This window comes from Pseudooceanicola sp. DL12 (genome assembly GCF_056270665.1).
In genome coordinates this window covers 1,943,971-1,969,568 of the sequence record NZ_CM149884.1, presented here as the reverse complement: position 1 = coordinate 1,969,568, position 25,598 = coordinate 1,943,971, and the positions used below count along the sequence as shown (strand labels likewise).

Annotated in this window: 19 protein-coding genes; 9 read left to right on the top strand and 10 right to left on the bottom strand. The window is 64.9% G+C overall.

Annotation, left to right across the window (positions count from 1 at the left end):
- Positions 1-73 precede the first annotated feature (73 nt).
- The 3 genes from sufB to iscR all read right to left on the bottom strand — a co-directional run bounded on the left by sufB (position 74) and on the right by iscR (position 3,280).
- Positions 74-1,621 carry a Fe-S cluster assembly protein SufB gene (gene sufB / locus AC0WR5_RS09215; RefSeq protein WP_475868446.1) on the bottom strand — a complete coding sequence of 516 codons (1,548 nt, stop codon included), beginning with the start codon at positions 1,619-1,621 and terminating at the stop codon, positions 74-76.
- 22 nt (positions 1,622-1,643) lie between these two features.
- A complete protein-coding gene (locus tag AC0WR5_RS09210; RefSeq protein WP_475868444.1) occupies positions 1,644-2,687 on the bottom strand; it encodes a cysteine desulfurase family protein in 1,044 nt (347 codons plus the stop codon).
- Positions 2,688-2,818: 131 nt separating this feature from the next.
- Positions 2,819-3,280, bottom strand: coding sequence for a Fe-S cluster assembly transcriptional regulator IscR (gene iscR / locus AC0WR5_RS09205; protein WP_475868442.1), 462 nt, complete (start codon positions 3,278-3,280; stop codon positions 2,819-2,821).
- Positions 3,281-3,442: 162 nt separating this feature from the next.
- On the opposite strand from iscR, the gene AC0WR5_RS09200 reads away from it, so the two are divergent.
- Entirely contained in the window at positions 3,443-4,099 is a 657-nt protein-coding gene (locus tag AC0WR5_RS09200) for an alpha/beta hydrolase (RefSeq protein WP_475868440.1), read from the top strand.
- A 101-nt stretch (positions 4,100-4,200) separates the two neighbouring features.
- Here the strand turns inward: AC0WR5_RS09200 and AC0WR5_RS09195 are convergent, their stop codons facing one another.
- Positions 4,201-5,910 (bottom strand): purine-cytosine permease family protein, encoded by a 1,710-nt coding sequence (locus AC0WR5_RS09195; RefSeq protein WP_475868438.1) that lies wholly within the window; start codon positions 5,908-5,910, stop codon positions 4,201-4,203.
- A gap of 423 nt (positions 5,911-6,333) precedes the next feature.
- On the opposite strand from AC0WR5_RS09195, the gene AC0WR5_RS09190 reads away from it, so the two are divergent.
- The 3 genes from AC0WR5_RS09190 to AC0WR5_RS09180 all read left to right on the top strand — a co-directional run bounded on the left by AC0WR5_RS09190 (position 6,334) and on the right by AC0WR5_RS09180 (position 10,326).
- Positions 6,334-7,473, top strand: coding sequence for an HD domain-containing protein (locus tag AC0WR5_RS09190; RefSeq protein WP_475868436.1), 1,140 nt, complete (start codon positions 6,334-6,336; stop codon positions 7,471-7,473).
- A 213-nt stretch (positions 7,474-7,686) separates the two neighbouring features.
- Complete coding sequence (locus tag AC0WR5_RS09185) at positions 7,687-9,393, top strand: hypothetical protein (protein WP_475868434.1); 1,707 nt, start codon at positions 7,687-7,689, stop codon at positions 9,391-9,393.
- 54 nt (positions 9,394-9,447) lie between these two features.
- Positions 9,448-10,326, top strand: a complete 879-nt coding sequence (locus AC0WR5_RS09180) for a bifunctional helix-turn-helix transcriptional regulator/GNAT family N-acetyltransferase (protein WP_475868432.1) — start codon at positions 9,448-9,450, stop codon at positions 10,324-10,326.
- Positions 10,327-10,573: 247 nt separating this feature from the next.
- On the opposite strand, the gene mfd is transcribed toward AC0WR5_RS09180, so the two are convergent.
- Positions 10,574-14,050, bottom strand: coding sequence for a transcription-repair coupling factor (gene mfd, locus AC0WR5_RS09175; RefSeq protein ID WP_475868430.1), 3,477 nt, complete (start codon positions 14,048-14,050; stop codon positions 10,574-10,576).
- Between the two features lie 3 nt (positions 14,051-14,053).
- Positions 14,054-14,581 carry a component of SufBCD complex gene (locus AC0WR5_RS09170; RefSeq protein ID WP_475868428.1) on the bottom strand — a complete coding sequence of 176 codons (528 nt, stop codon included), beginning with the start codon at positions 14,579-14,581 and terminating at the stop codon, positions 14,054-14,056.
- Positions 14,582-14,916: 335 nt separating this feature from the next.
- On the opposite strand from AC0WR5_RS09170, the gene hemB reads away from it, so the two are divergent.
- Both hemB and AC0WR5_RS09160 read left to right on the top strand, forming a co-directional pair.
- Positions 14,917-15,912, top strand: coding sequence for a porphobilinogen synthase (gene hemB / locus AC0WR5_RS09165; RefSeq protein ID WP_475868426.1), 996 nt, complete (start codon positions 14,917-14,919; stop codon positions 15,910-15,912).
- 175 nt (positions 15,913-16,087) lie between these two features.
- Positions 16,088-16,648, top strand: coding sequence for a lipid-binding SYLF domain-containing protein (locus tag AC0WR5_RS09160; protein ID WP_475868424.1), 561 nt, complete (start codon positions 16,088-16,090; stop codon positions 16,646-16,648).
- A 129-nt stretch (positions 16,649-16,777) separates the two neighbouring features.
- On the opposite strand, the gene AC0WR5_RS09155 is transcribed toward AC0WR5_RS09160, so the two are convergent.
- Positions 16,778-17,047, bottom strand: a complete 270-nt coding sequence (locus tag AC0WR5_RS09155; RefSeq protein WP_475868422.1) for an usg protein — start codon at positions 17,045-17,047, stop codon at positions 16,778-16,780.
- Between the two features lie 190 nt (positions 17,048-17,237).
- Here AC0WR5_RS09155 and gyrA point away from each other — a divergent pair, with 190 nt between their 5' ends.
- The 3 genes from gyrA to AC0WR5_RS09140 all read left to right on the top strand — a co-directional run bounded on the left by gyrA (position 17,238) and on the right by AC0WR5_RS09140 (position 22,083).
- Complete coding sequence (gene gyrA, locus AC0WR5_RS09150; protein ID WP_475868420.1) at positions 17,238-19,991, top strand: DNA gyrase subunit A; 2,754 nt, start codon at positions 17,238-17,240, stop codon at positions 19,989-19,991.
- Between the two features lie 34 nt (positions 19,992-20,025).
- Positions 20,026-20,865: a LysR family transcriptional regulator gene (locus tag AC0WR5_RS09145; protein WP_475868418.1), complete on the top strand. Its 840-nt coding sequence runs from the start codon at positions 20,026-20,028 to the stop codon at positions 20,863-20,865.
- A gap of 495 nt (positions 20,866-21,360) precedes the next feature.
- Positions 21,361-22,083, top strand: a complete 723-nt coding sequence (locus tag AC0WR5_RS09140; RefSeq protein WP_475868416.1) for a hypothetical protein — start codon at positions 21,361-21,363, stop codon at positions 22,081-22,083.
- A 95-nt stretch (positions 22,084-22,178) separates the two neighbouring features.
- On the opposite strand, the gene AC0WR5_RS09135 is transcribed toward AC0WR5_RS09140, so the two are convergent.
- The 3 genes from AC0WR5_RS09135 to AC0WR5_RS09125 form a co-directional block, all read right to left on the bottom strand.
- The gene (locus tag AC0WR5_RS09135) at positions 22,179-23,654 is read right to left on the bottom strand and encodes a carboxypeptidase M32 (RefSeq protein ID WP_475868414.1); all 1,476 of its coding nucleotides are present in this window, start codon (positions 23,652-23,654) and stop codon (positions 22,179-22,181) included.
- A gap of 1 nt (position 23,655) precedes the next feature.
- Complete coding sequence (gene ctaA / locus AC0WR5_RS09130; protein WP_475868412.1) at positions 23,656-24,789, bottom strand: heme A synthase; 1,134 nt, start codon at positions 24,787-24,789, stop codon at positions 23,656-23,658.
- A gap of 61 nt (positions 24,790-24,850) precedes the next feature.
- Positions 24,851-25,597, bottom strand: coding sequence for an RNA methyltransferase (locus AC0WR5_RS09125; protein ID WP_475868959.1), 747 nt, complete (start codon positions 25,595-25,597; stop codon positions 24,851-24,853).
- Position 25,598 lies beyond the last annotated feature (1 nt).

Genomic DNA, 25,598 nt, shown 5'->3' with positions numbered 1-25,598 from the left:
TCTTCCGTCTGAACTGCGTTCCGCATCACTCGACCTCGGCAGATCCTGCGTTCGGGGCCCCGGCTGATCTGCATCAGCCGACGCTGCCCTCCAGCGAAATCGCCACCAGCTGCTGCGCTTCCATGGCAAACTCCATCGGCAGCGCCTGCAGCACGTCCTTGCAGAAGCCGTTGACCACCAGGGCCACCGCCTCCTCCTCGTCCATGCCGCGCTGACGGCAGTAGAACAGCTGATCCTCGTCCACCTTGCTGGTGGTCGCCTCGTGTTCGGTCCGGCTCGAGTTGTTCTTGACCTCGATGTAGGGCACCGTGTGCGCCCCGCATTCCGATCCGATCAGCAGGCTGTCGCACTGGGTATAGTTGCGGCTGTTCTTGGCCTTGGGGTGCATCGACACCTGGCCGCGATAGGTGTTCTGCGCGCGGCCGGCGCTGATCCCCTTGGACACGATGCGGCTCTTGGTGTTCTTGCCAAGGTGCACCATCTTCGTGCCGGTATCGGCCTGCTGGTAGTTGTTGGCGATGGCGATGGAGTAGAACTCGCCCTGGCTGTCGTCGCCGCGCAGGATGCAGCTCGGGTATTTCCAGGTCACGGCGCTGCCGGTTTCCACCTGCGTCCACATCACCTTGGCACGGTCGCCGCGGCAATCGGCACGCTTGGTGACGAAGTTGTAGATGCCGCCCTTGCCGTTCTCGTCCCCGGGGAACCAGTTCTGCACGGTGGAATACTTCACCTCGGCGTCTTCCTCGATGATGATCTCCACCACCGCGGCATGCAGCTGCGCGGTATCGCGCTGCGGCGCGGTGCAGCCTTCAAGGTAGCTGACATAGCTGCCCTTGTCGGCGATGATCAGCGTCCGCTCGAACTGGCCGGTGTTCTCGGCGTTGATGCGGAAATAGGTCGACAGCTCCATCGGGCAGCGCACGCCCGGCGGCACATAGACGAAGGAGCCGTCAGAGAAGACGGCGCTGTTCAGCGTGGCATAGAAGTTGTCGGAGACCGGCACGACCGAGCCGAGGTACTTCTTCACCAGCTCGGGATGCTCGCGGATGGCCTCCGAGATCGAGCAGAAGATCACGCCGGCGGCCTTCAGCTCCTTCTGGAAGGTCGTGCCCACGGAGACGCTGTCAAAGACGGCGTCCACGGCGACCTTGCGCTCGGGCGCGGCCTCGTCCTTGATCTCCTCGGCGCCCTCGACACCGGCCAGGATCATCTGTTCCTTCAGCGGAATGCCCAGCTTTTCATAGGTGGCCAGCAGCTTGGGATCCACCTCGTCGAGCGACTTCGGCTTCTCTTCCATGCTCTTGGGGCGGGCATAGTAATACTGGTTCTGGAAGTCGATCGTGGGGTATTCCACCATCGCCCACTTGGGCTCTTCCTTCTCCAGCCACCGGCGGTAGGCCTGCAGCCGCCAGTCGGTCATCCATTCCGGCTCGTTGTTCTTGGCCGAGATCAGCCGCACGATGTCTTCGCTCAGCCCGAGGGGCGCGTAGTCCATCTCGATCTCGGTATCCCAGCCGTACTTGTAGGTGCTGACACTGCGCACCGCATCGACGGTTTCCTGATCGACGCCGTCTTTCACTTCCGTGACGGCCTTCGCTTCGGGCGTGTCCATCTTGGTCATGGCTTTCGTCCTGTTTCCAGTATCACGCCGCACGGGCGCGATGTTTGTCCCTTTGCGCCAGCCAGGCAGTGGCAAAACGCTCCAGGTCCTCTTGCGTATTCTCGGGGCCCAGGCTCACGCGCAGCGCGCCCGAGGCCTCCCTCTCGTCGTATCCCATGGCGCGCAGCACCTTGCTCGCGCGCACCTTGCCGCTGGAACAGGCCGAGCCCGCGCTGACCGCAAAGCCCCCCAGGTCCATCTGCATGACCTGGGTCTCGCCCTTCCAGCCGGGCGTGATCACGCAGGTCGTGTTGGGCAGGCGTTTCGCCCCTGCCCCGGCGATCTCGATATCGGCCACCGCGTCGCGCAGCAGCGCCTCCAGCGCGTCGCGACGTTCGGCGACCGCCTCCCAGACGCCATTGGCCAGGTCGGCCGCGGCGGCCTCTGCCGCGGCGCCGAAGCCCGCGATGCCGATGACGTTCTCGGTGCCGGCGCGGCGGCCCATTTCCTGTCCGCCGCCCTTCAGCTGCGCCGCCAGGTCGGTGCCCCGCGGCATCACCAGCGCCCCGATGCCCTTCGGACCACCCAACTTGTGGGCGCTCACGATGCCCATCTGGCACCCCAACCAGTTGAATGCAACGGGCAGCTTGCCGAATGCCTGCGTCAGGTCGCTTACCGCCAGGCCCCGCGGCAGGTCCTGCACCACGCCCGTCTCGCTGTTGGCAAGCTGCAAGGCACTGTTTTCAGGGTTTTCCACCTGCACGATGCCATCGCGGTTCACCGGCAAGATGCCCCCGGCCCAGCTCAGCATCGCGTCGTGCTCGATCTCCGACATCATCAAATCGCGGTGCGCACAGGCCAGCTGCGCCGCCTCCGTCGCGCCCGAGACAAAGACGATGTCCGCCCCGTCCGCGCCAAGCGCCGAGGCCACCTGCGCACGCGCCCGTTCCACTAGGCCCTTGGCCTTGCGGCCCTCCGCGTGCACCGACGACGGGTTGCCCGCCAGATCCATCGCCGCGATCATCGCCTCGCGCGCCTCGGCACGCAGGGGTGTCGTCGCATTGTGATCCAGATAGACCCGGGCCATCACATCAAACCTTTCGCGCCGTTTCCCCGGCGCCTCTCACCTTGTTACCGGCCCCGGGGAGCGGGGCCCTTATCGAACGGGCCCCATTGCGGGCCCTGCTGCATCTGCGGCCCGCGCGTCGCGCAGGCCCTTCAGGCTTCGTCCACCACCTCGAAGAGGGTCGGCACCGCCGGACAGGGCGCAAGCTCGTTGCGCACCACGTCGCCCAGGGTCGTCTGGTGCAGGAAGACATAGACATGGGCACTCAGGCCCTCCCACAACCGGTTCGTCACCGATTGCGCGCGGCTGCCGGACAGGCCGCCGCTGGCGCCCGCGCCCTTGTGCATCGCGCTCACCGTTTCGTCCACGGCAGAGAGGATGTCCACCACCCGGATCTCCATCGGATCCTTCGACAGCCGGTATCCGCCGCCCGGTCCGCGCACGGAATCCACCAGCCCCGCACGGCGCAGCTTGACGAAAAGCTGCTCGAGATAGGGCAGCGAGATCGACTGCCGCTTGGAAATATCGCTCAGCGCAACCAGCGAGTCGCCCTTCTGAAGCGCGATATCGGCCAGTGCGACCATGGCGTAACGCCCCTTGGTACTCAGTTTCACGCGCGATCTCCTCGCCGGCGGGTTGATTTCATTGACCTTCGGGCCTGCGCGGACTATCTGCGATGAAAGCCCGCGCCGGACACCCCGGCCGGTTTAGAATAATTCTAAGGTGCCCAACAAAATTCGTCAAGAATATAGCACCGCGCGTGAGGACAACACTGAATGCCCGAGGTCATCTTTCCCGGACCCGAAGGTCGCCTTGAAGGCCGCTACCATCCGCAAAAAGACCGTGACGCCCCGATTGCCATCGTTCTTCATCCGCATCCGCAGTTTGGCGGGACGATGAACAACAAGGTTGTCTATAACCTGCATTACGCCTTCTACAACATGGGCTTTACCGTGCTGCGGTTCAATTTCCGTGGCGTCGGACGCTCGCAGGGCGAATACGATCAGGGCGTTGGCGAGCTTTCGGATGCCGCTTCGGCCCTCGACTACCTGCAGTCGATGAACAACAATTCCAAGCATTGCTGGGTCGCAGGGTTCTCCTTCGGCGCCTGGATCGGCATGCAACTGCTGATGCGCCGCCCCGAGATCACCGGCTTCATCTCGGTCTCGCCGCCCGCCAACATGTACGATTTCTCGTTCCTGGCGCCCTGCCCCTCCTCCGGCCTGATCATCAACGGCGCCGCCGACCGCGTCGCGCCGCCGGCCGATACCGCCAACCTGGTGGGCAAGCTGCAGGAGCAGAAGGGCATCACCATCACCCACGAGCAGATCCCCGGCGCCGGCCACTTCTTCTCGGAAGAAGAGCAGATGAACCAGATGATCGGCTCCGTCTCCGACTACGTGAAGCGCCGGCTCACCGAAACCTCGCGCTGATTTCGCACGGGGCGCGCGCCGGTTCCGGCGCCAACATCACCAGACACGAAAAGGCCCGGGCACATGTCCCGGGCCTTTCTCGTTTCAGGGTCGCAGGTGGCTCACGCCTCGTTGGCGTCGGTCACCCGCATGGCCAGGATCGCCATGATGAAATAGCTCAGCGTCAGCGCCGCCGCGACCGCCTGGAAGGTGCCGCGCATGTAGTCGAGCGCCTCCGGCCCCGGCGCTGCAAAGACCAGCCGTACCGCAAGGCCCACCATCAGCAGCAGCATCACGCCCGCGCCCACCAGCAGCCATTTCGCCACCTCGGCGGTGCGCTCCTGCGAGGGGTCCTCCTCGTCGTCCTCGGCCATGGCCAGCGCCTCTTCCTTGGCCTCGCGCCGCTCCTCGAAGGCCTCCAGCGCCTCTTCCCGCTGCGCCTGCTGCGCCTCGCGCTTGGGCCAGTTGTTGCGCGCGCCCATGTAGGCCGCCAGCGCCGGATAGAGCCCCAGGGCAATCAGGTACTCGGGAATGAAGATATAGTAGAAGCTCAGCGCCCCGGTACTCAGCATCGTGCCGGCAAAGGCCAGCGCCACCAGCCAGGTGATCAGCGCCGAAGGGTTCAGCCGGTGCCCGTGGTAGCGCGACCAGTAGCGCGTCAGCCCCAGCTTCGGCAGCAGGTAATGCTCGGCCACAACGATGGCGCCCACCGGCGACAACAGCATGGCACCATAGACCGTCAGCGGCATGATCGACTGGGCGACAAAGGGGAAACAGGCCGCCACGGCAATCACCACGCCGACGATGGCCGTCACCTTCTTGCGCGACATGCCCGGCATCAGGTTGCTGGCCGCAAGGCCCGCGCGATAGAGGCAGGCATTGGCCGTGGTCCAGCCGGCACAGATCACCACGAAGATGCCGATGAAGCCGAGGGTGGCAAAGGCCACGTCGGCCGAGTCGAGGTTGATCAGCGAATTGCCGACCAGAACCGCCGCCCCCGCGCCCATCAGCCCGGCCGCGATCCAGCCCACGTAATGGCCCAGGAACATGCCGACGCCCGAGAACAGCCCATAGCTCTTCTTGCGCGCAAAGCGGAAGATTGCCATGTCGATCAGGCCAAGGTGCACCATGGCGCCGTTGGCCCAGGCAAAGGCCGCGACCTCCCACATGGTGATCCCCGGCTCGCCCTTGGGTGTCGTCCCCGTCCAGATCGTCTGGTTGGCCACGTCGAGAAAGCCCGAGAAACCGCCGAAACTCGTCTGCCCCGTCGCATTCAGCGCCAGCACCGGCAGCGCCACCGCGCCGCCGCAGATGAAGCAGGCCAGCATCCAGGGCGCACAGATCGTGGCAAAGTTCGCCATGGCCTCGAAGCCGTTGGCCGCCACCGCCACGACCACCGCCGCCAGCACCAGCGTGATCGCCACGAAGGCCAGCGAGGTCGGATACCATTCCACCTGCACCGGCAGGCCGAAGGCAAAGCGCAGCGCATAGGAGGAGACGGTAATCATCGCCGCCGCCAATGAGCCGTAGAAGAGCAGGATGGCCAGGTTGTAGATCTTGCTGAAATAGGGGCCGGTGATCTGTTCCAGGTAGGAAAACAGCGAGCGGCGGGTTTCCACCGCGATCGGCGCCGTCACCAGGGTCCAGCTGGCCACCGCCAGCAGGTTGCCGATCAGCAGGCCGAGCAGAACTTCCCGGGTGCCCACGCCCATGGTCACGAAGGTGACGCCGATCACGAACTCGGTGGCGGCGATATGCTCTCCCCCGAAGAGCCCTGCGAAATACCGCCAGCCACGCACGTGCCGGGCGGCCGCGGGGATCGCGTGTTTCATATGTCGGGAAGGCTGCGCAGCCGCTGTGGCCGCGCTCGGACGGGAGGGGGTTGCAGGGCGGCCGGTCAGGCCGGGTGCATCGGAAAGTGACATGAAACCCTTTGTGTTGTTGCGCACGGGCGCCTCGCCATAAGGCCAGACGCACACTAACAAATCCTGAAACGCTCCGAAGTTCCACCGGATCGGGCAAAAACTTTACCTAAGGGCATCCTTTTCCCCGCTCCGGCACGCCCGGCCCGCCGCGATGCCCGTTTCCAGGGCGCCATGGCGCGAAAAGGACAATGCTCGCCAAGGGGTTGCAACGCGACCATCGCGCACGCCTGCGCCCTCCCGCCGGCGCGCGCCCCGGCCGCCTCTTGCACCCGGCCCGCCACAGGCGTAGGCCCGCGGGCACAGACGCTCAGATGCCGCAAGGAGCCGCCCATGGACACCATCCGCCTCGACGCCCAGCTCGCCTTCCTGACCGAGGCCGACCGGCTCAAGTCGGTGGAGCGCGCCTCCACGCTGCTCGACCAGTCGCGACAGGAAAACGCCGCCGAACATTCCTGGCAGGCGGCGCTGGCTGTCCTGGCCTGGCTGCCGGAACTTTCCGTCGCGCGCCAGGACCGCATCCTGTCGATGATCCTGCTGCATGACCTGGTCGAGATCGACGCCGGCGACCACCCCATCGACATCCCCCATGACGCGGCCCAGGTGGCCCGCGACGAGGCCGCCGCCGCCGATCGCCTCTTTGCCCTGCTCCCCGGCGACCAGGGCCGCCGCCTGCGCGCCCTCTGGGAGGAGTTCGAGGCCAGGGAAAGCGAGGATGCGCTGCTCGCCAAGACCGTCGATTTCGCCCTGCCGGTACTCCAGGTCTGGGCCGCCACCCCGCGCCGCGCCGATCACGAGGCGGTCGCCCGCGAAAACCTCTCCACCGGCCGCGCCCTGCTGATCGCGCAAACCCGGCCCGCGCTCTATGCCCACCTCGCCGACGAGCTGGCCGAGGTCGAGGAGCTGGCCCGGCAATCGGCCTTCCTGGCCGAGGCCGACCGCCTCAAGGGCATCACCCGCGCCACCACCCTCTGCGACACCTCGCGCTACGAGAATTCCGCCGAACATTCCTGGCACCTGGCGCTCTACGCCCTGGTGCTGGCCGAACACGCCCCGGCAGAGGTCTCTCTCTCCCGTGTGCTGCGCATGCTGCTGATCCACGACCTGGTCGAGATCGACGCCGGCGATGCCCCGCTCTATGCCCAGACCCCGGAGAGCCAGGCCGAGATGGCCCTCAAGGAAGATGCCGCCGCCCTGCGCCTCTTCGGCCTGCTGCCCGAGCCCCAGGGCGCCCCGCTGCTCGCCCTCTGGCGCGAGTTCGAGGCCGCCGAGACGCCCGACGCGCAATTCGCCAAGGCCCTGGACCGGGTGCAGCCGCCGATGCAGAACATCGCCTCCGGCGGTGTCTCCTGGCGTGCCCACGACGTGACCTTCCCGATGGTCGAGGCCCGCGTCGGCACCCCGGTCAAACGGGCCCTGCCCGAGATCTGGGCCCACCTCGCCCCCCGGATCGAGGCCGCGCTCGCCGACTGAGGCCATGGCCGCCTCCGGCGGGAGCATTTGCGGAAAAACTGCCGCCCCACGCCCCGCCCCTCGTTTCCCTGTTCGAAATATCCCGGGGGTGAGCGGCCCTGGCCGCGAGGGGGCAGCGCCCCCTGCCTGCGCTGGGGCCGCCCCCTTTCGCGCTTCCCTCCCGCGCCGCAATCGGCCATCCTCACCGGCGACAGACATTTCCGGATAGCCGCCATGGATTACTACGACCTCGGAGCATATTCCTGCCCCGTCACCACCACCTCCCCCGAGGCACAGCTCTGGTTCGACCGGGGCCTGATCTGGACCTACGGCTATCACCACGAGGAGGCGCTGGCCTGTTTCGCCCGCGCGGCCGAGGCCGACCCCGCCTGCGCCATGGCCCATTGGGGCACCGCCTATGCCTCCGGCCCCAATTACAATTACCCCTGGCTGATCCAGGATCCCCTCACCCGCGAAACCCAGCTCGCCCGCGCCTTCGATGCCACCCAGGCCGCCCTGGCGCTGATCGACCGGGTCAGCCCCGTCGAGGCCGGGCTGATCCGCGCCCTCACCGCCCGCTACCCGCAGCGCACCCCGCTCGAGGACATGTCGCCCTGCGATGACGCCTTCCGCGATGCCATGCGCGCGCTTCATGCAGAATTCCCGGACGATTTCGAGGTCGCCACCGCCTTTGCCGAATCCATGCTGGTGCGCACCCCTTGGAAGATGTGGGACCTGCAGACCGGCCTGCCCACCGCCGGTGCCGACACGCCCGAGTGCCGCGCCCTGCTCGAGCGCATGCTCGCCCTGCCCGGCGCCATGGCCCATCCCGGGCTGCTGCACCTCTACATTCACCTGATGGAGATGTCGCCCGAACCCCAGGCCGCCCTGCGCGCCGGCGATGCGCTGCGCAGCCTGGTGCCCGACGGCGGCCACCTGGTGCACATGCCCACCCATATCGACGTGCTCTGCGGCGCCTACCAGGACGTGGTGCTCTGGAACCAGCGTGCCGTGGCTGCCGACCTGAAATGGTACCGCGCCCATGGCGGCATGGATTTCTACACCGGCTACCGCCAGCACAATTATCACTTCGTCATCTACGGCGCGCTGTTCCTGGGCCAGTTCGAGGCCGCCATGGCGGCCGCCCGCGGCCTGCGCGAGACCACGCCCGACGCGATCCTGCAGATCGAGAGCCCGCCCATGGCGGATTACTTCGAGAGCTACCTCAGCTTCGAGCCGCATATCCTGATCCGCTTCGGCAAGTGGCGCGAGCTGATCGCCATGGACCTGCCCGAGGACCCCGATCTCTTCTGCACCCTCACCGCCTTCACCCTCTACGGCAAGGCGCTGGCCCATGCGGCCCTCGGAGAGGTCGATTGCGCCCTCGCCATGGAGCTGCAGTTCACCGCCGCTGCCGCCCGCATCCCCGAGACGCGCCTGCTGCACAACAACCGCATCGTCGACCTGATCCCGGTGGCCCGCGCCATGCTGCGCGGCGAGATCCTCTATCGCCAGGGCGCCTTCGACGAGGCCTTTGCCGAGCTGCGCCGCTCCGCCGCCCTCGACGACGCGCTGCCCTACGACGAGCCCTGGGGCTGGATGCAGCCGCCGCGCCATGCCCTCGGCGCGCTGCTCTTCGAACAGGGCCGCGTGGCAGAGGCCGAACAGGTCTTCCGCGAGGATCTCGGCCTCACCCCAGGCCTCTCCCGCGCCTCGATCCACCCCGACAACGTCTGGGCGCTCAAGGGGCTGCACGATTGCCTGGCGCAGGATCCCGACCACCCCGAGCTCACCCAGCTGCGCCAGCGCCTGGAACTGGCCCTGGCCCGGGCTGACAGCGGCGTTGCGGCCTCCTGCGCCTGCGCGCAATCGGCGATGATCGCCAATGGCCAGATCAGCGCCCCGCCCGCGTCGAGCACCTGCTGCCACGGGGATAACTGACAAAAGTCAGATACTTCTTGACGGGCGACAGATAGCTGACATAAGTCAGCTATCATGAGCATCGATCCCATCTCCCGCGTGCGCCGCTTCAGCCGCGCCGTCACCCGTGAAACCGGCGCCCTCGACCAGAGCTTTCTCGGCCGGGGCCGCCCGCTGGGCGTGGCCCGGGTTCTCAATGCCATCGGCCATGGCCGCGGCGACGTGGCCGACCTGCGCCTCTACCTCGGGCTCGATTCCGGCCAGCTGTCGCGGATCCTGCGCGGGCTGGAGGACGAGGGGCTGATCGAGACCGGCCCCGCCCCCGAGGATGCCCGTCGCCGCCGCGCCGCGCTCACGCCCGCCGGCGCTGCCGAATTTGCCGAATACGAGAAACTGTCAGACGGCAATGCCGCCGATCTGCTCTCCCGCCACCCCGATTCCGAAAGGCTGCTCGCCGCCATGGACTTCATCGCATCTGCCATCACCCATGACAGCATCACCATCGAGACCGCCGACCCCGAGAGCCCCCATGCCGCCTGGTGTCTCGACCGTTACTTCGAGGAGCTCTCGGAGATCTTCGAACAGGGGTTCGAACGGGCCCGAACCCGCGATCCCCAGGCGCCCGACATGCGCGCGCCGCGCGGCGCCTTCCTGCTGGCGCTCTCCGACGGGCTGCCCATCGGCTGCGTGGCGCTCAAGGGCACCGATGCGGGCTACGCCGAGGTCAAGCGCCTCTGGGTGGCGCCCTCGGCCCGCGGCCTCGGCCTCGCCCGGCGGATCATGGAGGCCACGGAAGCCAAGGCCCGGGCGCTCGGCATCGAAACGCTGCGCCTCGACACCAACGTGCAACTCCCGGCCGCGATCGAGCTCTACCGCAAGACCGGCTGGAGCGAGATCCCGCGGTTCAACGACGATCCCTATCCGACGCATTTCTTCGAAAAGCATCTCGGCTGAGGGCGGGCACGGGGGCTCTGCCCCCGTCCTGCGGACTCCCCCGGGATATTTCGGACAGGGAAACGAGGGGGGCGGCGCGCCCCTTCATCTTTCCGGAAATACTCCCGCCGGAGGCTCCTCGCTGTGCAGCAGCGCAGGGGCCGGCGATTTTCGCACAGCCGGCGCCGCACCGACGCAATACCGACGCGATACCGACAAAATACCGACGTTGGAGTCCGGGCTTTTCAGGCACTTGCAAAAATGCACATCAGGCGGATTTTCCGGGCTTCCTTGGCTGGGCGGCCTTGGCCTTTTCGGCCAGGTCGCGGGCAATGGCAAAGCCGCCCTTGATCTTGTCGGCGTCGCTTTTCCAGTCGCGGCGGATGACGATCTTGTTGTCCTTGACCTTGGCCAGGCCGTTCTGATCGCGGATGAATTCCACCAGGCCCTGCGGGTTGACGAACTTGTCGTTGTGGAACTGGATCGTGGCGCCCTTGGGCCCACCGTCGAGCTTGGCAATGCCCGCGCGCTTGCACATGGCCTTGATCCGAACGACGAGCAGCAAGGTATTGACCTCCTTGGGCAATTTCCCGAAGCGGTCGATCAGCTCGGCGGCGAACCCTTCCAGCTCGACCTTCTTCGTCAGGCCCGACAGGCGACGATAGAGGCCGAGGCGCAGGTCGAGATCGGGCACGTAATCCTCGGGGATCAGCACCGGCACGCCGAGGTTGATCTGCGGCGCCCATTGATCGTCGGCCTCGGTCAGCCCTTCGAGCTCGCCCGACTTGATCTTGGCAATCGCCTCTTCCAGCATCGACTGGTAGAGCTCATAGCCCACGTCGCGCATGTTGCCCGACTGTTCCTCGCCCAGCAGGTTGCCGGCGCCGCGGATGTCAAGATCCTGGGATGCAAGGGTAAATCCGGCCCCGAGGGTATCGAGACTGCCCAGCACGCGCAGCCGCTTGCTGGCGGCATCGGTCAGTTTCACCCGCGGTTTCGTGGTGAGATAGGCATAGGCGCGGGTCTTGGCCCGGCCCACCCGGCCGCGGATCTGGTAGAGCTGCGCCAGCCCGAACATGTCCGCCCGGTGCACCACCATCGTGTTGGCCCGCGGGATATCAAGGCCGGATTCCACGATCGTGGTCGCCAGCAGCACGTCGTATTTCCCGTCGTAGAAGGCATTCATGCGCTTGTCGAGGTCGCCCGCCGCCATGCCGCCATGGGCGGTAACGTAACTGATTTCAGGCACTTGCGTCTTCAGGAACTCCTCGATCTCGGCCAGATCGGAGACCCGCGGCACCACGTAGAAGCTCTGTCCGCCGCGGTAATGTTCCCTTAGCAGCGCCTCGCGTATGGTGACGGCATCGAACTCGCTGACATAGGTGCGGATGGCGAGGCGATCGACCGGCGGCGTGCCGATGATCGACAGGTCCCTGACGCCCGAGAGCGATAGCTGCAGCGTCCGCGGGATGGGCGTCGCCGTCAGGGTCAGCACATGCACGTCGCTGCGCAGCTGTTTCAGGCGCTCCTTGTGCGCCACGCCGAAGCGCTGTTCCTCGTCGATGATCAGCAGGCCGAGGTTCTTGAACCGGATGTTCTTGGCCAGCAGCGCATGGGTGCCGATGGCGATATCGACGGTGCCATCGGCGATGCCGGCGCGGGTACGGGTGGCATCAGCCGCATTCACAAACCGCGACAAGGGACTGACCTGCAACGGAAAACCCCTGAACCGCTCGGCAAATCCCTGGTAATGCTGGCGGGCCAGCAGAGTGGTCGGCGCGATCACCGCAACCTGCACGCCGGACATCGCGGCCACGAAGGCCGCGCGCAGTGCAACTTCGGTCTTGCCGAAGCCCACGTCGCCGCAGATCAGCCGGTCCATCGGGTGCCCCGAGGCCATGTCGCCCAGTACGTCCTCGATGGCAGAGAGCTGGTCGTCGGTCTCCTCGTAGGGGAAGCGCGCCTGGAAGGCATCCCATTCCCCTGCCGGCGCCTCCAGGATCGGCGCGCGGCGCAGGGCGCGCTCCGCCGCCACCCGGATCAGCTTGTCCGCCATCTCGCGGATGCGCTCCTTCAGGCGGGCCTTCTTGGCCTGCCAGGCGCCCCCGCCCAGCTTGTCGAGAAGCCCCTCCTCGTGGCCGTATTTCGACAGCAGCTCGATATTCTCGACCGGCAGGTAAAGCCTTGCGTTCTCGGCATATTCCAGCAGCAGGCACTCATGCGCCGCCCCCGCCGCCGTGATCACTTCGAGGCCGTGATACCGCCCGATCCCGTGATCGACATGCACCACCAGATCACCGGCCGAGAGGCTCTGGGCCTCGGTCAGGAAGTTCTCTGCCCGGCGCCGCTTGCGCGCGCCGCGGATCAGCCGGTCGCCCAGCACGTCCTGCTCCGAGATCACCGTCAGCGGCCGGCCCTGCCACGTGCCCTCGAAGCCATGTTCCAGCGGCCAGATCGCCAGGTGCAAGCCCCGCTTGCCCACCCGGGTGGCATCCGTGACCGGAATGGCCTCGCTCAGGCCCTCGTCCTCGATCAGCCCCTCCAGGCGCTCGCGCGCGCCCTCGGAATAGCTCGCGATCACCACCGGCCCGTCGTTCAGCCGCGCCTTGACGTGGTCCGCCAGGGCACTGAAAAGGTTCACGTTCTCAAGCTGCCGCTCGGGCGAGAAATTACGCCCCTGGCGCCCGCCGGCATCGAGCACGCCGGGCCCCGGCGATTGCGCCATGGGGCTCAGCTGGATCAGGCGGCGCCCGGCGACGGCGGCCTCCCAGGCGGCATCGTCGAGGTAGAGCAGCGCGGGCGGAACGGGCTTGTAGACCGAGTCCATCCGCCCCTTCTGGCTCAGGGCGATCCGGCGGGTCTCGTACTGGTCCGCAATCGTGTCCCAGCGCGCCAGCCGCGCCGGCGTCACCTGTTCGTCCAGCGTGATCGTCGCCTCTGGCAGGTAATCGAAGAGCGTTTCCAGCCGCTCATGGAAGAAGGGCAGCCAGTGTTCCATGCCCTGCTGTTTGCGCCCGGCGCTGACGGCCTCGTAGAGCGGGTCGTCTGTGCCCGCGGCGCCGAATTCGATGCGATAGTTCTGGCGGAAACGGGTGATCGCCGCCTCGTCGAGGATCACCTCGGAAACCGGCGCAAGCTCAACCACTTCCAGCGTATCGGTGGTGCGTTGGGTGGCGGCATCGAAGCGCCGCGCGCCGTCCAGCACGTCGCCGAAGAGATCGAGCCTCACCGGCCCCATCTCGCCCGCCGGATAGATGTCGATGATGCCGCCGCGCACGGCGAAATCGCCCGGTTCGGCGACGGAGGGGCTCTGCGAGAAGCCCATCCGAACGAGGAAGGCCCTCAGGGCCTTCTCGTCGATCCGGCTGCCCACCCGGGCGCTGAAGGAGGCCTCCTGAAGCACATCACGCGCCGGCACCTTCTGGGTCGCGGCATTCATCGTCGTCAGCAGGATGTAGCGCGCCGGCATGCCATGGGCGAGCCCCGCCAGCGTCGCCATCCGCATCGCCGAGATATCGGCATTGGGCGAGACACGGTCATAGGGCAGGCAATCCCAACTGGGAAAGCTGATCACCGGCATTGTTGGATCGAAGAAGCGCAGCGCATCGGCCATCGCCGCCATGCGGCGGTCGTCGCGGGCCACATGCACCACGGGGCCGCCGGTCTTGGCAACCTCGGCCAGCAGCAGCGCCGCGTCATAGCCCTCGGGCGCGCCGCCCAGAATGATATGCGTCTTGTCGGCCATGCCCTACCGTCCCAATACCCCGATGGAGGCGTTCACATACATGCCCCAGAAGGACGTGGCCACAATGGCGAGCACCGAAATGCACTGAATGATCACCCGCAGATAGCGGATGCGGTTGAAAAGGGCAGGTGTTTCAAGACACTCGCCCTTGATCTGCAGTGCCGTGCGCACCGTCATCAGCCAGACTATGCAGAGCGGGAACCCCAGCAGGAAGAGCGCCTGGGCGAACTCGATACCATAGAGGAACCCCAGAAGTGCGAGCGCCGTCAGCGCCGCGCTGGTCAGGGCCACCGTCCAGGCCCGGCCATTCTCGCTGCCCCGGGTCAGGCGGTTCACGCTCACGCGCAGGCTGTCGCGGAAATCGGCCTCTTCCTCGGTGCCTTCTTCGCGGCCGCGCAGCGCCAGGTCATAGGGAATCCCCATGACCCAGTGGCTCGCCGAGAACCAGATCGCGGCGAGCGCGAGCCAGAACCAGAGGTTGGAAAAGGTCCTGAGATCAATCATCTCGTTGAGGACGGAAGCCGCACCCACGCTGAAAAGTCCTTTCCGGAGGCCGTCATCGATGGTGCCGGGCCCCGCGCCCGCAGTCCGCCCGAGCAGTCAGCTCCCGCAGTCAGAGCCCGGGCCGTCATGCCTGCACCTGTCTGGCGCATATAGCGGGACTTTCCGGGGTTTCCTACCCCCCGGCACCATTCACGCCCGGACGTGCCCAGAGCCCGCGCATCGATGCCGAGGAACGCCCGGACATCAACCGATTGCAGCCCGGCCATGACCGGCGCGCCGGGGCCGGCGGGGCGCTTCGCGCTTGAGCTTGCCGGGCGATCCGTGCCACCTCTCTGCCATCCGCATAGTCACGAGGACTCACGATGCAGCCGATCCACTCCCCCTTCCCCGCCACCCGCCTGCGCCGCACCCGCAAATCCGCTGCGATCCGCGATCTGGTGCAGGAGAACACCCTCGGCGTGAAGGACCTGATCTGGCCCGTCTTCGTCTGCGAGGGCGAGAACCATGAAGAGCCCGTGGCCTCGATGCCCGGCGTCATGCGGCGCTCGGTCGACAAGCTGGCCGAGGCCGTCTCCGAGGCCTACGACCTCGGCATTCCCGCCGTCGACATCTTCCCCTACACCCCGCCCGAGAAGCGCTCTGCCGATTGCGCCGAGGCCTGGAACCCCGGCAACCTGTCGAACCGCGCAACCCGCGCGATCAAGGCCGCCTGCCCGGACATGCTGGTGATGACGGACGTGGCGCTCGACCCCTACTCCGACACCGGCCAGGACGGCTATGTCGTTGATGGCGAAGTGGTCAACGACCCCACCGTCGAGGCACTGGTCAAGCAGACCCTCAGCCAGGCCGAGGCCGGCGCAGACATCATCGGCCCGTCGGACATGATGGACCACCGCGTGGGCGCCATGCGCGAGGCGCTGGAGCGCAACGACTTCCAGAATGTCATGATCATGTCCTACTCGGCCAAATACGCCTCGGCCTTCTACGGCCCCTTCCGCGATGCGGTGGGTGCGGCAGGCGCGCTCAAGGGCGACAAGAAGACCTATCAGATGAACCCCGGCAATTCCGACGAGGCGCTGCGTCTGGTGGCCCGCGACCTCGCCGAGGGCGCGGACATGGTCATGGTGAAACCCGGCATGCCCTATCTCGATATCTGCCGCCGGGTGAAGGACCAGTTCGGCGTGCCGACCTTCGCCTACCAGGTCTCGGGCGAATACGCGATGATCCAGGCCGCAGTGCAGAATGGCTGGCTCGATGGCGAAAAGACCATGGTCGAGAGCCTGCTGGCCTTCAAACGCGCCGGCTGCGACGGGATCCTGACCTATTTCGCTCCGGCTTTTGCCCGGCTGGCCGGCTGAGCCCGATCCCGCCTGCCCCTGATCAGGTGCCACAACCGGTAGTGACAGAGGGTGGCATAGCCTCTATGAATAGCGGCACAGACGCCGGAGAACCGGCGCTGGCCGCTTGCGGCCTTTTTCGAGGCAGACCGGACAATCCCGGACCCAAGACAGGTTAGAGAGACAGGCGATCGAGATGAGCACCCTGAGCAGAAGAGCTTTCACCCTTTCCGCACTGGCAACCCTTCCGGCCGTGGCGGCCTGCAGCGGCGGCGTCGGCAGCACCGGCGGCGCCCAGATCGACGCGCGCGTCGATGCCACCCTGGCCAAGATGTACGCGGACTACCCCCAGACCCGCGAGCTGGCCGCGAAGTCGTCCGGCATGCTGGTGATGCCGCTGATGACCAAGGCCGGCCTCGGCTTCGGCGGCGCCTACGGCCGCGGAGCGCTGCGCGTCAACGGCGTCACGGTGGATTACTATTCCGCCACCGCCGCCAACTTCGGCATCCAGATCGGCGCCCAGCAATATGCCCATGTGCTGTTCTTCATGACGCCGCAGGCGCTAATGGACTTCCGCCGCTCCGAAGGCTGGGCCGCCAATGCCGGCGCCACCATCGTCTTCAACGATCAGGGCGACATGCTGAATGCCTCTACGACCACCTCTTTGTCGCCGGTGATCGCCGTGGTCTTCAACCAGGCCGGCCTGCAGGCCGGCGCGGTCATCGAGGGCATGAAATACACCCGCATCCTGCCCTGAGGCAGAGCATCTAGCGACGTGACGGGGCGCCTGCGGGCGCCCTTTGCATATCCGCTTAACACCTTGCAGGTAAAACTTCCCGCACGGCGTCCCCGGCAGGCGCCCTGACAAAGATCGCCCTGGCGGCCCTCAGTGATAACGGAACTCTCCGACCACGTTGCGCCATTCCCCCGAGGCCAGCCGCTTGTGGTGAGAGAACCGCACGGAATGCAACGGCCCGTCGATTTCCGACTGCCAGTATTCGATGAACTTGAACAGTCGCGGGTGGTCCGGCGCCAGGTCGTATTGCTGCCAGATGAAGCTGTTCAGGACGTGGATGTGATCGGGCATCCGGTAGAAGAATTCCGCCGTCGTCAACCCGTATCCCTTCAGCATCAGTTCCGTCTCGCAGGCTGCCATGCTCATACCTCCTTGCCATGCCTGCAAAAACCTTGCCACGGAGAAATTACTTTTCAATGAAAACAGTTTGTTAGCACTATATACGAAATGCTGCCAACGCCGTCCTGCCGGAAGGATTGCACCCCAGATAAGCGCAGTGCTATAGTCCCTCCAACAATATATAGAGACAAACTGCAAGCAGGCCTGTCCATTGACCGATACTCCGGAACCCCCTGAAAACGAACAGGAAAATGCTCCCGCTCCCGCAGGTAGCCCAACGATCTCGATCACCGAGGAAATGCGCTCGTCCTATCTGGACTATGCCATGTCGGTCATCGTCAGTCGTGCCATCCCCGATCTGCGCGACGGCCTAAAACCTGTGCACCGTCGCATTCTCTTCGCGATGAACGAAGTCGGCAACACCTTCGACAAGCCATATCGCAAGTCGTCGCGCCCCGTCGCCGACACCATGGGTAAATATCACCCCCACGGTGACTCGGCGATCTATGACGCCTTGGTCCGGATGGCGCAGGACTTCTCGATGTCGCTGCCCCTGCTCGACGGCCAGGGCAACTTCGGCTCGATGGACGGCGACAAGGCCGCTGCCTTCCGGTACACCGAGGTGCGGATGGCCAAGGTCGCCAACTACCTTCTCGATGACATCGACAAGGACACGGTCGACTTCCAGGACAACTATGACGGCAAGGACCGCGAGCCGGTCGTCCTGCCCGCCAAGTTCCCGAACATGCTGGTGAACGGCGCCGGCGGTATTGCCGTCGGCATGGCCACCAACATCCCGCCGCACAACCTCGGCGAGGTCTGCGACGCAACCCTGGCGCTGATCGACAACCCGGACATGAGCTCCGAGGAACTGATCCAGTACATCCCCGGCCCCGACTTTCCCACCGGCGGCATCCTTCTGGGCCGGTCCGGCGCACGCAAGGCCTATCTCGAGGGCCGCGGCTCCTGCATCATCCGCTCCAAGACCCACGTCGAGGAACTGCGCAAGGACCGCTACGCCATCATCATCGACGAGATCCCCTATCAGGTGAACAAGTCCGTGATGATCGAGAAGATCGCCGAGCTCGTCCGCGAGAAACGCGTCGACGGCATCGCCCACGTTCAGGACGAGAGCGACCGTGAAGGCGTGCGCGTGGTTATCGAGCTGAAGCGCGACGCCACGCCCGATGTCGTCCTGAATCAGCTCTTCCGCTTCACGCCGATGCAGACCTCCTTTGGCTGCAACATGCTTGCGCTGAATGGCGGCAAGCCGGAAACCCTTACCCTCTACGGTTTCCTGTCGGCCTTCATCGACTTCCGCGAAGACGCGGTGGCACGCCGCACCGCCTTCCTGCTGCGCAAGGCACGCGAACGCGCTCACCTGCTCTGCGGTCTGGCCGTTGCGGTTTCGAACGTCGACGAGGTCGTTGCCACGATCCGCTCCTCGGCTGACGCGGCCGAAGCCCGCGAAAAGCTGATGACGCGTCGCTGGCCGGCCATGTCGATCGCCGAATACATCAAGCTGATCGACGATCCGACCCATACGATCAACGACGACGGAACCTATAACCTCTCCGAGGCCCAGGCCCGCGCGATCCTCGAGCTGCGCCTGCAGCGTCTCACCCAGCTGGGGGTGAAAGAGGTCACCGACGAGCTCCAGGAACTGGCCGGCAAGATCCGGGAATACCTGGAAATCCTTGGCTCCCGCGAGCGGATCATGGGCATCATCTCGGACGAGTTGCGCGAGGTGAAGGAACTCTTCGCCGTGCCGCGCCGCACCGAAATCGTCGACTGGTCCGGCGACATGGAGGACGAGGACCTCATCGAACGCGAGGACATGGTCGTGACCGTGACCGCGGGCGGCTATATCAAGCGCACCCCGCTCGCCGACTTCCGCGCCCAAAAACGCGGTGGCAAGGGCCTCTCCGGAGGTGCGATGAAGGATGACGATGCGGTGACCACGCTCTTCGTGGCCAACACCCATACGCAGCTGCTGTTCTTCACGACCGAGGGCATGGTCTACAAGCTCAAGACCTGGCGCCTGCCCCTTGGCGGCCGCACTTCCAAGGGCAAGGCCATCGTCAACATCCTGCCGATCCCGACAGGCGTCTCGATTGCCGCCATCATGCCCGTGGACCGTGCGGAGGAGGAATGGGGCGATCTCCAGATCGTCTTCTGTACTTCTGCGGGCACCGTGCGCCGAAACGCACTGTCTGATTTCACCAACGTCATGCGCAACGGCAAGATCGCGATGAAGTTCGAGGGCGAGAACGAAGGCATGCGCCTGATCAACGCCCGGATCTGCGGCCCTGATGACGACGTGATGCTCTTCACCCAATCCGGTCGGGCCATCCGCTTCCGCGCCGAGGACGTCCGCGTCTTCAACTCGCGCAACTCCACCGGGGTGCGTGGCGTCCGGCTGGCCGAGAACGACGAGGTTGCCTCGATGTTCGTCCTGCCGCACTTCCTCGCCGAATCGGATGAACGTGCCTCCTATCTCAAGATGCGCCGCGCCATGGCCGGCGATACCGAGGCCACGAACGATGAAGAGGAAGGCAATGCCGACATGCCGCTCAGCCAGGAGCGTTATGCCGAAATGTCAGCAGCCGAGACACTGATCCTCACGATCACCTCCGGCGGCCTCGGGCACGTCAGCTCCTCGCATGACTACCCGGTGCGCGGTCGAGGCGGCCAGGGCGTCACCGCATGGGAGAAATCCATGCGTGGCGGGCCGATCGTTGCGGCCTTCCCCGTCGAGATGGACGATCAGATCATGCTCGCCACCTCGCGCGGTCAGTCGATCCGCGTGCCGGTCGATGGCATCTCCTTCCGATCGCGCAGCGCCGGCGGCGTCCGCGTCTTCAATACCGGTAAGGAGGAACATGTTGTTTCCGTTGCCCGAATTGCGGAAGATGGCGACGACGAAGACGATAATGGCACGGCGGATTCCCCAGCGGAAAGCTAGGATCCGCCGTGCCTTCGCGAAGGACAGGACTGACGTGAAGAACTGGGACGACCTGCGGTATCTGGTGGCCGTGCACAAGACCGGCTCGATGAGTGCAGCTGCACGGCTACTGGATACCAACCCCGCCACGGTGTCGCGCCGGCTTGCGCGCCTTTCGGAAACACTCGGGTTCGATCTGTTCCTGAAGACACCGCAGGGATGGGTGGCAAACGAGGCGATCAATGATCTGATCGAGAGCATCACGGCTTTCGAGAACGAGATCGCCTCCTATCTCAACGCCAAGGACACCCGGAGCGATACCCTCTCCGGGAACATCAACATAGGGTGTCCGCCCTCAATCGGTGCCTATGTCCTCTATCCGGGACTGAAGGGCTTCCTCGACCAGAACCCCGGTCTGAACATCTCCTTCACCGGCCAATTCTACCAGGACGCTCTCGGTGACAACGACCTCTTCGTTTCGGCGGTTCGTCCCCAGCAGGGCCGGCTTGTTGTCCGTTTCGTAGGCAAATATGCAACAAACGTCTTCGGATACGAGGACAGCCCGAGGGATGGCAGTTGGGTCGGACTGCATACCCGACATGATCGGTTCCCCCCCGCCCAACACGCCCGCAGCATCATGGGCGGAGGCGATCCGATCATTCGGGTCGAAACGCTTCACGAAATTGTGACTACCGTCAAGGCAACGCGGCTTCCGGGCCTGATGCCGCGGATCGCAGCAGAGGCAGAGCCCGACCTGCAACCCTTTGATACAGAAAGTCGCGACATGCAGACGCCTCTGTATCTTTGTTTCCATGAGACCCGTCGCAAGGATCCATTGTTGCAACTGGTCGCAGACTGGGTGGCAGACCGCTTCAATCTAAATTCTGGGTTCTAGTTAAATTGCAATATTGCAACCTCAACCATGCATCTGCTAGATATTGTCCACGTATGGTAAGGCTGCCATACTCGGTTTTAAACGTTTGAGCGCTTCGTAGTACTTGTTAGCCCACCGGTAAGCTCGAACTTCTTGCAAGTTCGGATCTCGGGTCGCCATCAAGATGCTTGTCATGGTGATTTGGCTATGTACTAGTATGAGGAGTTCAATAGTGTCCCTAGTAGACCTGTTCAACGCGCCCGTTCAGCGGCGGATTGAGTTCCCCAATCCGTAACGGTCTCCTACAAGGCTTGACGCTTCTACCCCGTCAATCCCTTTGACTGGGCCGGCTCGAACAGCCGGCCCTTTTTTATGTTAATCCGAGAAAATTTGTTCTGTCCCCGGGACGGCCAGTCCCCTATTGGGGACAGTACCAAGTTGATTGGTCATGAGGATGTCGCCCAACCGCCCCGGGGCCGCATGCCGCAAGCCAGAGAGAAAATCCGAGACGGTCATATGAAAATCAGAACAAGTCGCCTGCTTTCCCGCTCCGCCACCCTGTCCTGCCTCACCGCCATTCCTGTTATTGCCGCCCTTGCCACGCAGGCAAACGCAGAGCTTACGATGAACGGCGTCCTTGATCTGGAACTGGCGCGCAATTCAGACACGCTCATCAATACGAAGCGCGTCGGCGGCTCCTTCTCCGGTCTCGTCTGGAGGGATTTCGGAATGCAGGCCGACCTCGGCCTCGGCAAGCATGAAAGCTATACTTCGTCCACGTCCGAACTGACCCTGCACCTCTACAAGCAGACCGACGACCTGGCCATGGGTGTCTATCTCAGTGCCGAGGACCGACGGCCCGGCAACTCCTACTATTACGGCGCAGAAGCCCGCTACTTCGGCGAAATCGCATCGGTAGAGGGCTTTGCCGCATATCGCGATGACATAGCCGAATCCACGGATGGCTTCCGCTGGGGCGTCGAGGCATCCTTTACGCCGGCGCCGCAATCACCCTTCGGCTATCACGTCGGCTATGTCCGCGATACGGGCGAGCCTCTCGTGCGCGACTACGCCTATATCGGTGCCAGCTACGAGATTTCCGACGGTGTCGATATCGGGATAGAGGCAGGCCGCACCGACAGCGGCGCGATGATCGCGGCGATCTCCGCCACCCTGACCTTCGGCTCGGGCCGTGTCTTCTCGCCGCGTGACAGCTTCTCTCTCTACCCTGGCTACTGATCGCCGCACCGTCCGGCGCCGAAAAGCAGGGGTAAAATCAAAAAGAGCCGCGAGATCCAATCTCGCGGCTCTTCGTATTTCGAACGCTCCGTGGATCACAGATCGTAGATGTCGCCGAACTTTGCCTCGATATACTCCAGCAGCGGGCCAGCGCCAGGCGCCTTGCCACAGGCCCGGGTGATCAAATCGCGCGGCGCATAGAGCCCGCCATGACGCTGAACCTTGTCCTTCAGCCAATCCGTGGCCGGGGCCGTGCGGCCCAGCTCAAGGTGGCTGTCCAGGTCAGTGACATCCCGGCGCAGTGCTTCGGCCAGGCATCCGGCATAGACATTGCCGAGCGAGTATGTCGGGAAGTAGCCCATCAGCCCCACGGACCAGTGCACATCCTGCATGCACCCAAGCGATGCCCGCGGCACCTCGTATCCGAAGTCCGCCTTGAAGCGCTCGTTCCAGGCCCCTTCCAGATCGCGCACCGCCAGATCACCCGAGATAAGCGCGCGCTCCAGATCGAAGCGCAGCATGATGTGGAGGTTGTATTGCAGCTCGTCCGACTCGGTGCGGATAAAGTCCTTCTGCACGCGGTTCACCGCGCGATAGAAATCTTCTGCCGTTTCCACGCCGATGTCGCCAAAGGCGTCCGTCATCTGTCCGAACATCCATGACGTGAACGCCCGCGACCGGCCCAGCTGGTTCTCGTAGATCCTGCTCTGGCTCTCGTGTACGCCCATCGAAACACCTTGCCCAAGGGGTGTCAGCGCATAGCCCGCATCGATGTTCTGCTCATAGCAGGCATGCCCGGTCTCGTGGATTGTCGAGTAGATCGAGTTCAACGGATCCTCGGGATTGGTGCGGGTGGTGATCCGCACGTCGCTGCCCGAGCCACTCGAGAATGGATGAACGGCCTTGTCGATCCGGCCGCGGCTCAGGTCATACCCAAAGGTCACCGACAGGTGCCGCGTAAGCTCCATCTGCGCTGCATCCCCGAAGGACCCGCTCAGCCCTTTGGGTGCCGGCTTCTCGAGGACCCGGCCCCGCAGGTCCACCAGGCGCGGACGCATCTCTGCGAACATCGCCTCGAGGTCCCCCGCCGTGGCGCCCGGCTCGTAATCATCGAGCAGCGCGTCATAGGGATCGCCCCCATCCGCGAGGGCCCGTGCCTCCTGCTGGCGCAGTTCGACGACCCGCGCCAAGACCGGCGCAAAACTGGGAAAATCGTCGCGACCACGCGCCTCGGCCCACTCGCCCTGTGCCACAGAGGTGACACGGGCGAGTTCGGTCGCAAGGTCTGCAGGAACCTTGCAGGTCCGGTCGTAACGATGCCGGATCAGCCGCACCTTGGCAGCATCTGCCTCGCTCATCTCGGCCCCTTCGCAGGCCGAAAGCCAATCTCCGATCCGCGGATCCGTCCGCCTGGAATGCAGCAGCGTCTCCATCGCCGCCATCTCCTCGCCACGCTGGGCAGAGGCTCCGCGCGGCATCATCGTTTGCTGGTCCCAGTCCAGTCGCCCGGCGATCAGTGACAGCGCCTCGGTATCCTTCTGGAAGGCAAGCAGGTCGGTCAGTGCAGACATGTCATCCCCTCACGCTCGTGACGATCGGATAGGCCGCCATGAAGCGTGCCCGGATCACGGAGACCCAGAGCAGCACTGCAACCAGCTGGTGGGTGATCGCGACGTGCCAGAAGGCCGCCGTCATTACCGTCGCAATCCCGAGGGAGATCTGGGCCAGCATGACGACCCATGCAAAGGTAAAGGCATTGCGCGTCTTCACGTTGGGCGACTTGCGCCCGCGAATGAAGGCGAAGGTGCCGAAGATCAGCACGAAATAGCCCCACATGCGGTGAATGAACTGCACCAGTCCCGGGTTCTCGAGGAAGTTCCGCCAGACCGGTTCGATATCGAAGGCGAAGGGCGGGAAAAATTGTCCCCCCATCAACGGCCAGTCCGTGAAACTGCGACCTGCATCGATGCCGGCAACGAGTGCACCAAGGATGATCTGCACGAACAGGATATGCATCCACCCCGTCGCCATGCCGAACTGCCGCGCTTCCCGCATCCTGCGTGCCTGCATCAGGTCGCGTTCCTCGCGGCCTAGGCAAAGGACGAACCACGCGATGCACCCGAGGATGATGAACGCCAGTCCGAGGTGGACCGCCAGGCGATAGGACGCCACGCTGAGCATCCCCGCGCCGAGGCCCGACGACACCATCCACCAGCCGATAGCCCCCTGCAGCCCGCCGAGCACACCGATGAAGAACGTGCGGCCCTTCCAGCCTGCAGGGATCTTGCCAAGCGCCCAGAGCCCGAAGAAGCCGATCGCCCAGACCAGGCCGATGGCACGGCCTAGCTGCCGATGGCTCCATTCCCACCAGTAGATCTGCTTGAAATCGTTCAGCTCCATCCAGCTGTTCATTTCCTGGAACTGCGGGATCTGCTGGTAGTTCTCGAACTCGCTCTGCCAGGCCGCCTCGTTCAATGGCGGAAGCGCCCCTTCGATGGGTTTCCACTCGGTGATCGACAGGCCGCTGTCGGTCAGGCGGGTCAGTCCGCCCACCGCGATCATCGCCGCGACCAGCACGAAGAGAAGCATCAACCACCAGCGCACGGCGCGCCGGGAGCCCCGGCGGGCGCCATCGATCACACCGGTGCGCAGCTCTGGCTTCTGCTCGCTGTCGACCTCTTCGAAAATGCTGCGTTTTTCGCTCATCCAGGGGCCCTCCTTACGGCCCGGCGAGAGTGGCACCCGGCCGCGCGGACCGGCAAGCCGCTCAGTCGCCTCGTTCCTTCCAGCGTACCATCTGGCGCATGACCCCGTGCAGCATCTGCACATCGGACCGTGTCAGCGGCATACGCGACCACAGGTTACGAAGGTTAATTTTCATGCCCTCGGCCTTGGCCTCGGGAAAGAAGAAACCGGCATTGTCCAGCTTCTCCTCGTAGTGATCCGACAATTTCTCGATCTCGACCTGGCTGGCCCAGTCCGAGCCGGCAAGCTCCACGCGTTCGGCAACCACTTCCTCGGTCTGGCGGCGCCATTCATAGGCGGTCAGCAGCACACATTGCGCCAGGTTCAGCGACGCAAACTCCGGGTTGACCGGCACCGAGATGATCGCATTGGCGCGGGCGATGTCATCGTTTTCCAGGCCGGCGCGTTCGGGCCCGAAGAGCACCGCCACCTTCTCGCCTGCGGCAATCTTCTCGCGGGCCATTTCCATTGCGCGTTCCGGCGAAACGACCGGCTTGGTCAGGCCACGGCTGCGCGCGGTGGTCGCAAACACATAATGGCAATCCTCCAGCGCCGCAGCAGTGTCATCGTAAAGGCCGGCCTCGTCGAGCAGACGCCCGGCACCACTGGCCATGGCGACTGCCTTCTGGTTCGGCCAGCCATCACGCGGCGCCACGATCCGCATCCGGTCGAGACCGAAATTCCACATGGCACGTGCCGCCCCGCCGATATTCTCGCCCATCTGCGGGCGGACTAGGACAAAGGCGGGCTGGGATCCGTTTTGCGGCATG

Excerpts from the sequence above, each read along its gene's own strand:
- AC0WR5_RS09125 (WP_475868959.1), bottom strand. The coding sequence starts at position 25,597 with ATGCCGCAAAACGGATCCCAGCCCGCCTTTGTCCTAGTCCGCCCGCAG.
- AC0WR5_RS09160 (WP_475868424.1), top strand. The coding sequence starts at position 16,088 with ATGAGCACCCTGAGCAGAAGAGCTTTCACCCTTTCCGCACTGGCAACC.
- AC0WR5_RS09155 (WP_475868422.1), bottom strand. The coding sequence starts at position 17,047 with ATGGCAGCCTGCGAGACGGAACTGATGCTGAAGGGATACGGGTTGACG.
- AC0WR5_RS09185 (WP_475868434.1), top strand. The coding sequence starts at position 7,687 with ATGGATTACTACGACCTCGGAGCATATTCCTGCCCCGTCACCACCACC.
- AC0WR5_RS09195 (WP_475868438.1), bottom strand. The coding sequence starts at position 5,910 with ATGAAACACGCGATCCCCGCGGCCGCCCGGCACGTGCGTGGCTGGCGG.
- AC0WR5_RS09200 (WP_475868440.1), top strand. The coding sequence starts at position 3,443 with ATGCCCGAGGTCATCTTTCCCGGACCCGAAGGTCGCCTTGAAGGCCGC.
- mfd (WP_475868430.1), bottom strand. The coding sequence starts at position 14,050 with ATGGCCGACAAGACGCATATCATTCTGGGCGGCGCGCCCGAGGGCTAT.
- AC0WR5_RS09210 (WP_475868444.1), bottom strand. The coding sequence starts at position 2,687 with ATGGCCCGGGTCTATCTGGATCACAATGCGACGACACCCCTGCGTGCC.
- sufB (WP_475868446.1), bottom strand. The coding sequence starts at position 1,621 with ATGACCAAGATGGACACGCCCGAAGCGAAGGCCGTCACGGAAGTGAAA.
- AC0WR5_RS09135 (WP_475868414.1), bottom strand. The coding sequence starts at position 23,654 with ATGTCTGCACTGACCGACCTGCTTGCCTTCCAGAAGGATACCGAGGCG.
- hemB (WP_475868426.1), top strand. The coding sequence starts at position 14,917 with ATGCAGCCGATCCACTCCCCCTTCCCCGCCACCCGCCTGCGCCGCACC.
- AC0WR5_RS09140 (WP_475868416.1), top strand. The coding sequence starts at position 21,361 with ATGAAAATCAGAACAAGTCGCCTGCTTTCCCGCTCCGCCACCCTGTCC.
- AC0WR5_RS09180 (WP_475868432.1), top strand. The coding sequence starts at position 9,448 with ATGAGCATCGATCCCATCTCCCGCGTGCGCCGCTTCAGCCGCGCCGTC.
- ctaA (WP_475868412.1), bottom strand. The coding sequence starts at position 24,789 with ATGAGCGAAAAACGCAGCATTTTCGAAGAGGTCGACAGCGAGCAGAAG.
- AC0WR5_RS09190 (WP_475868436.1), top strand. The coding sequence starts at position 6,334 with ATGGACACCATCCGCCTCGACGCCCAGCTCGCCTTCCTGACCGAGGCC.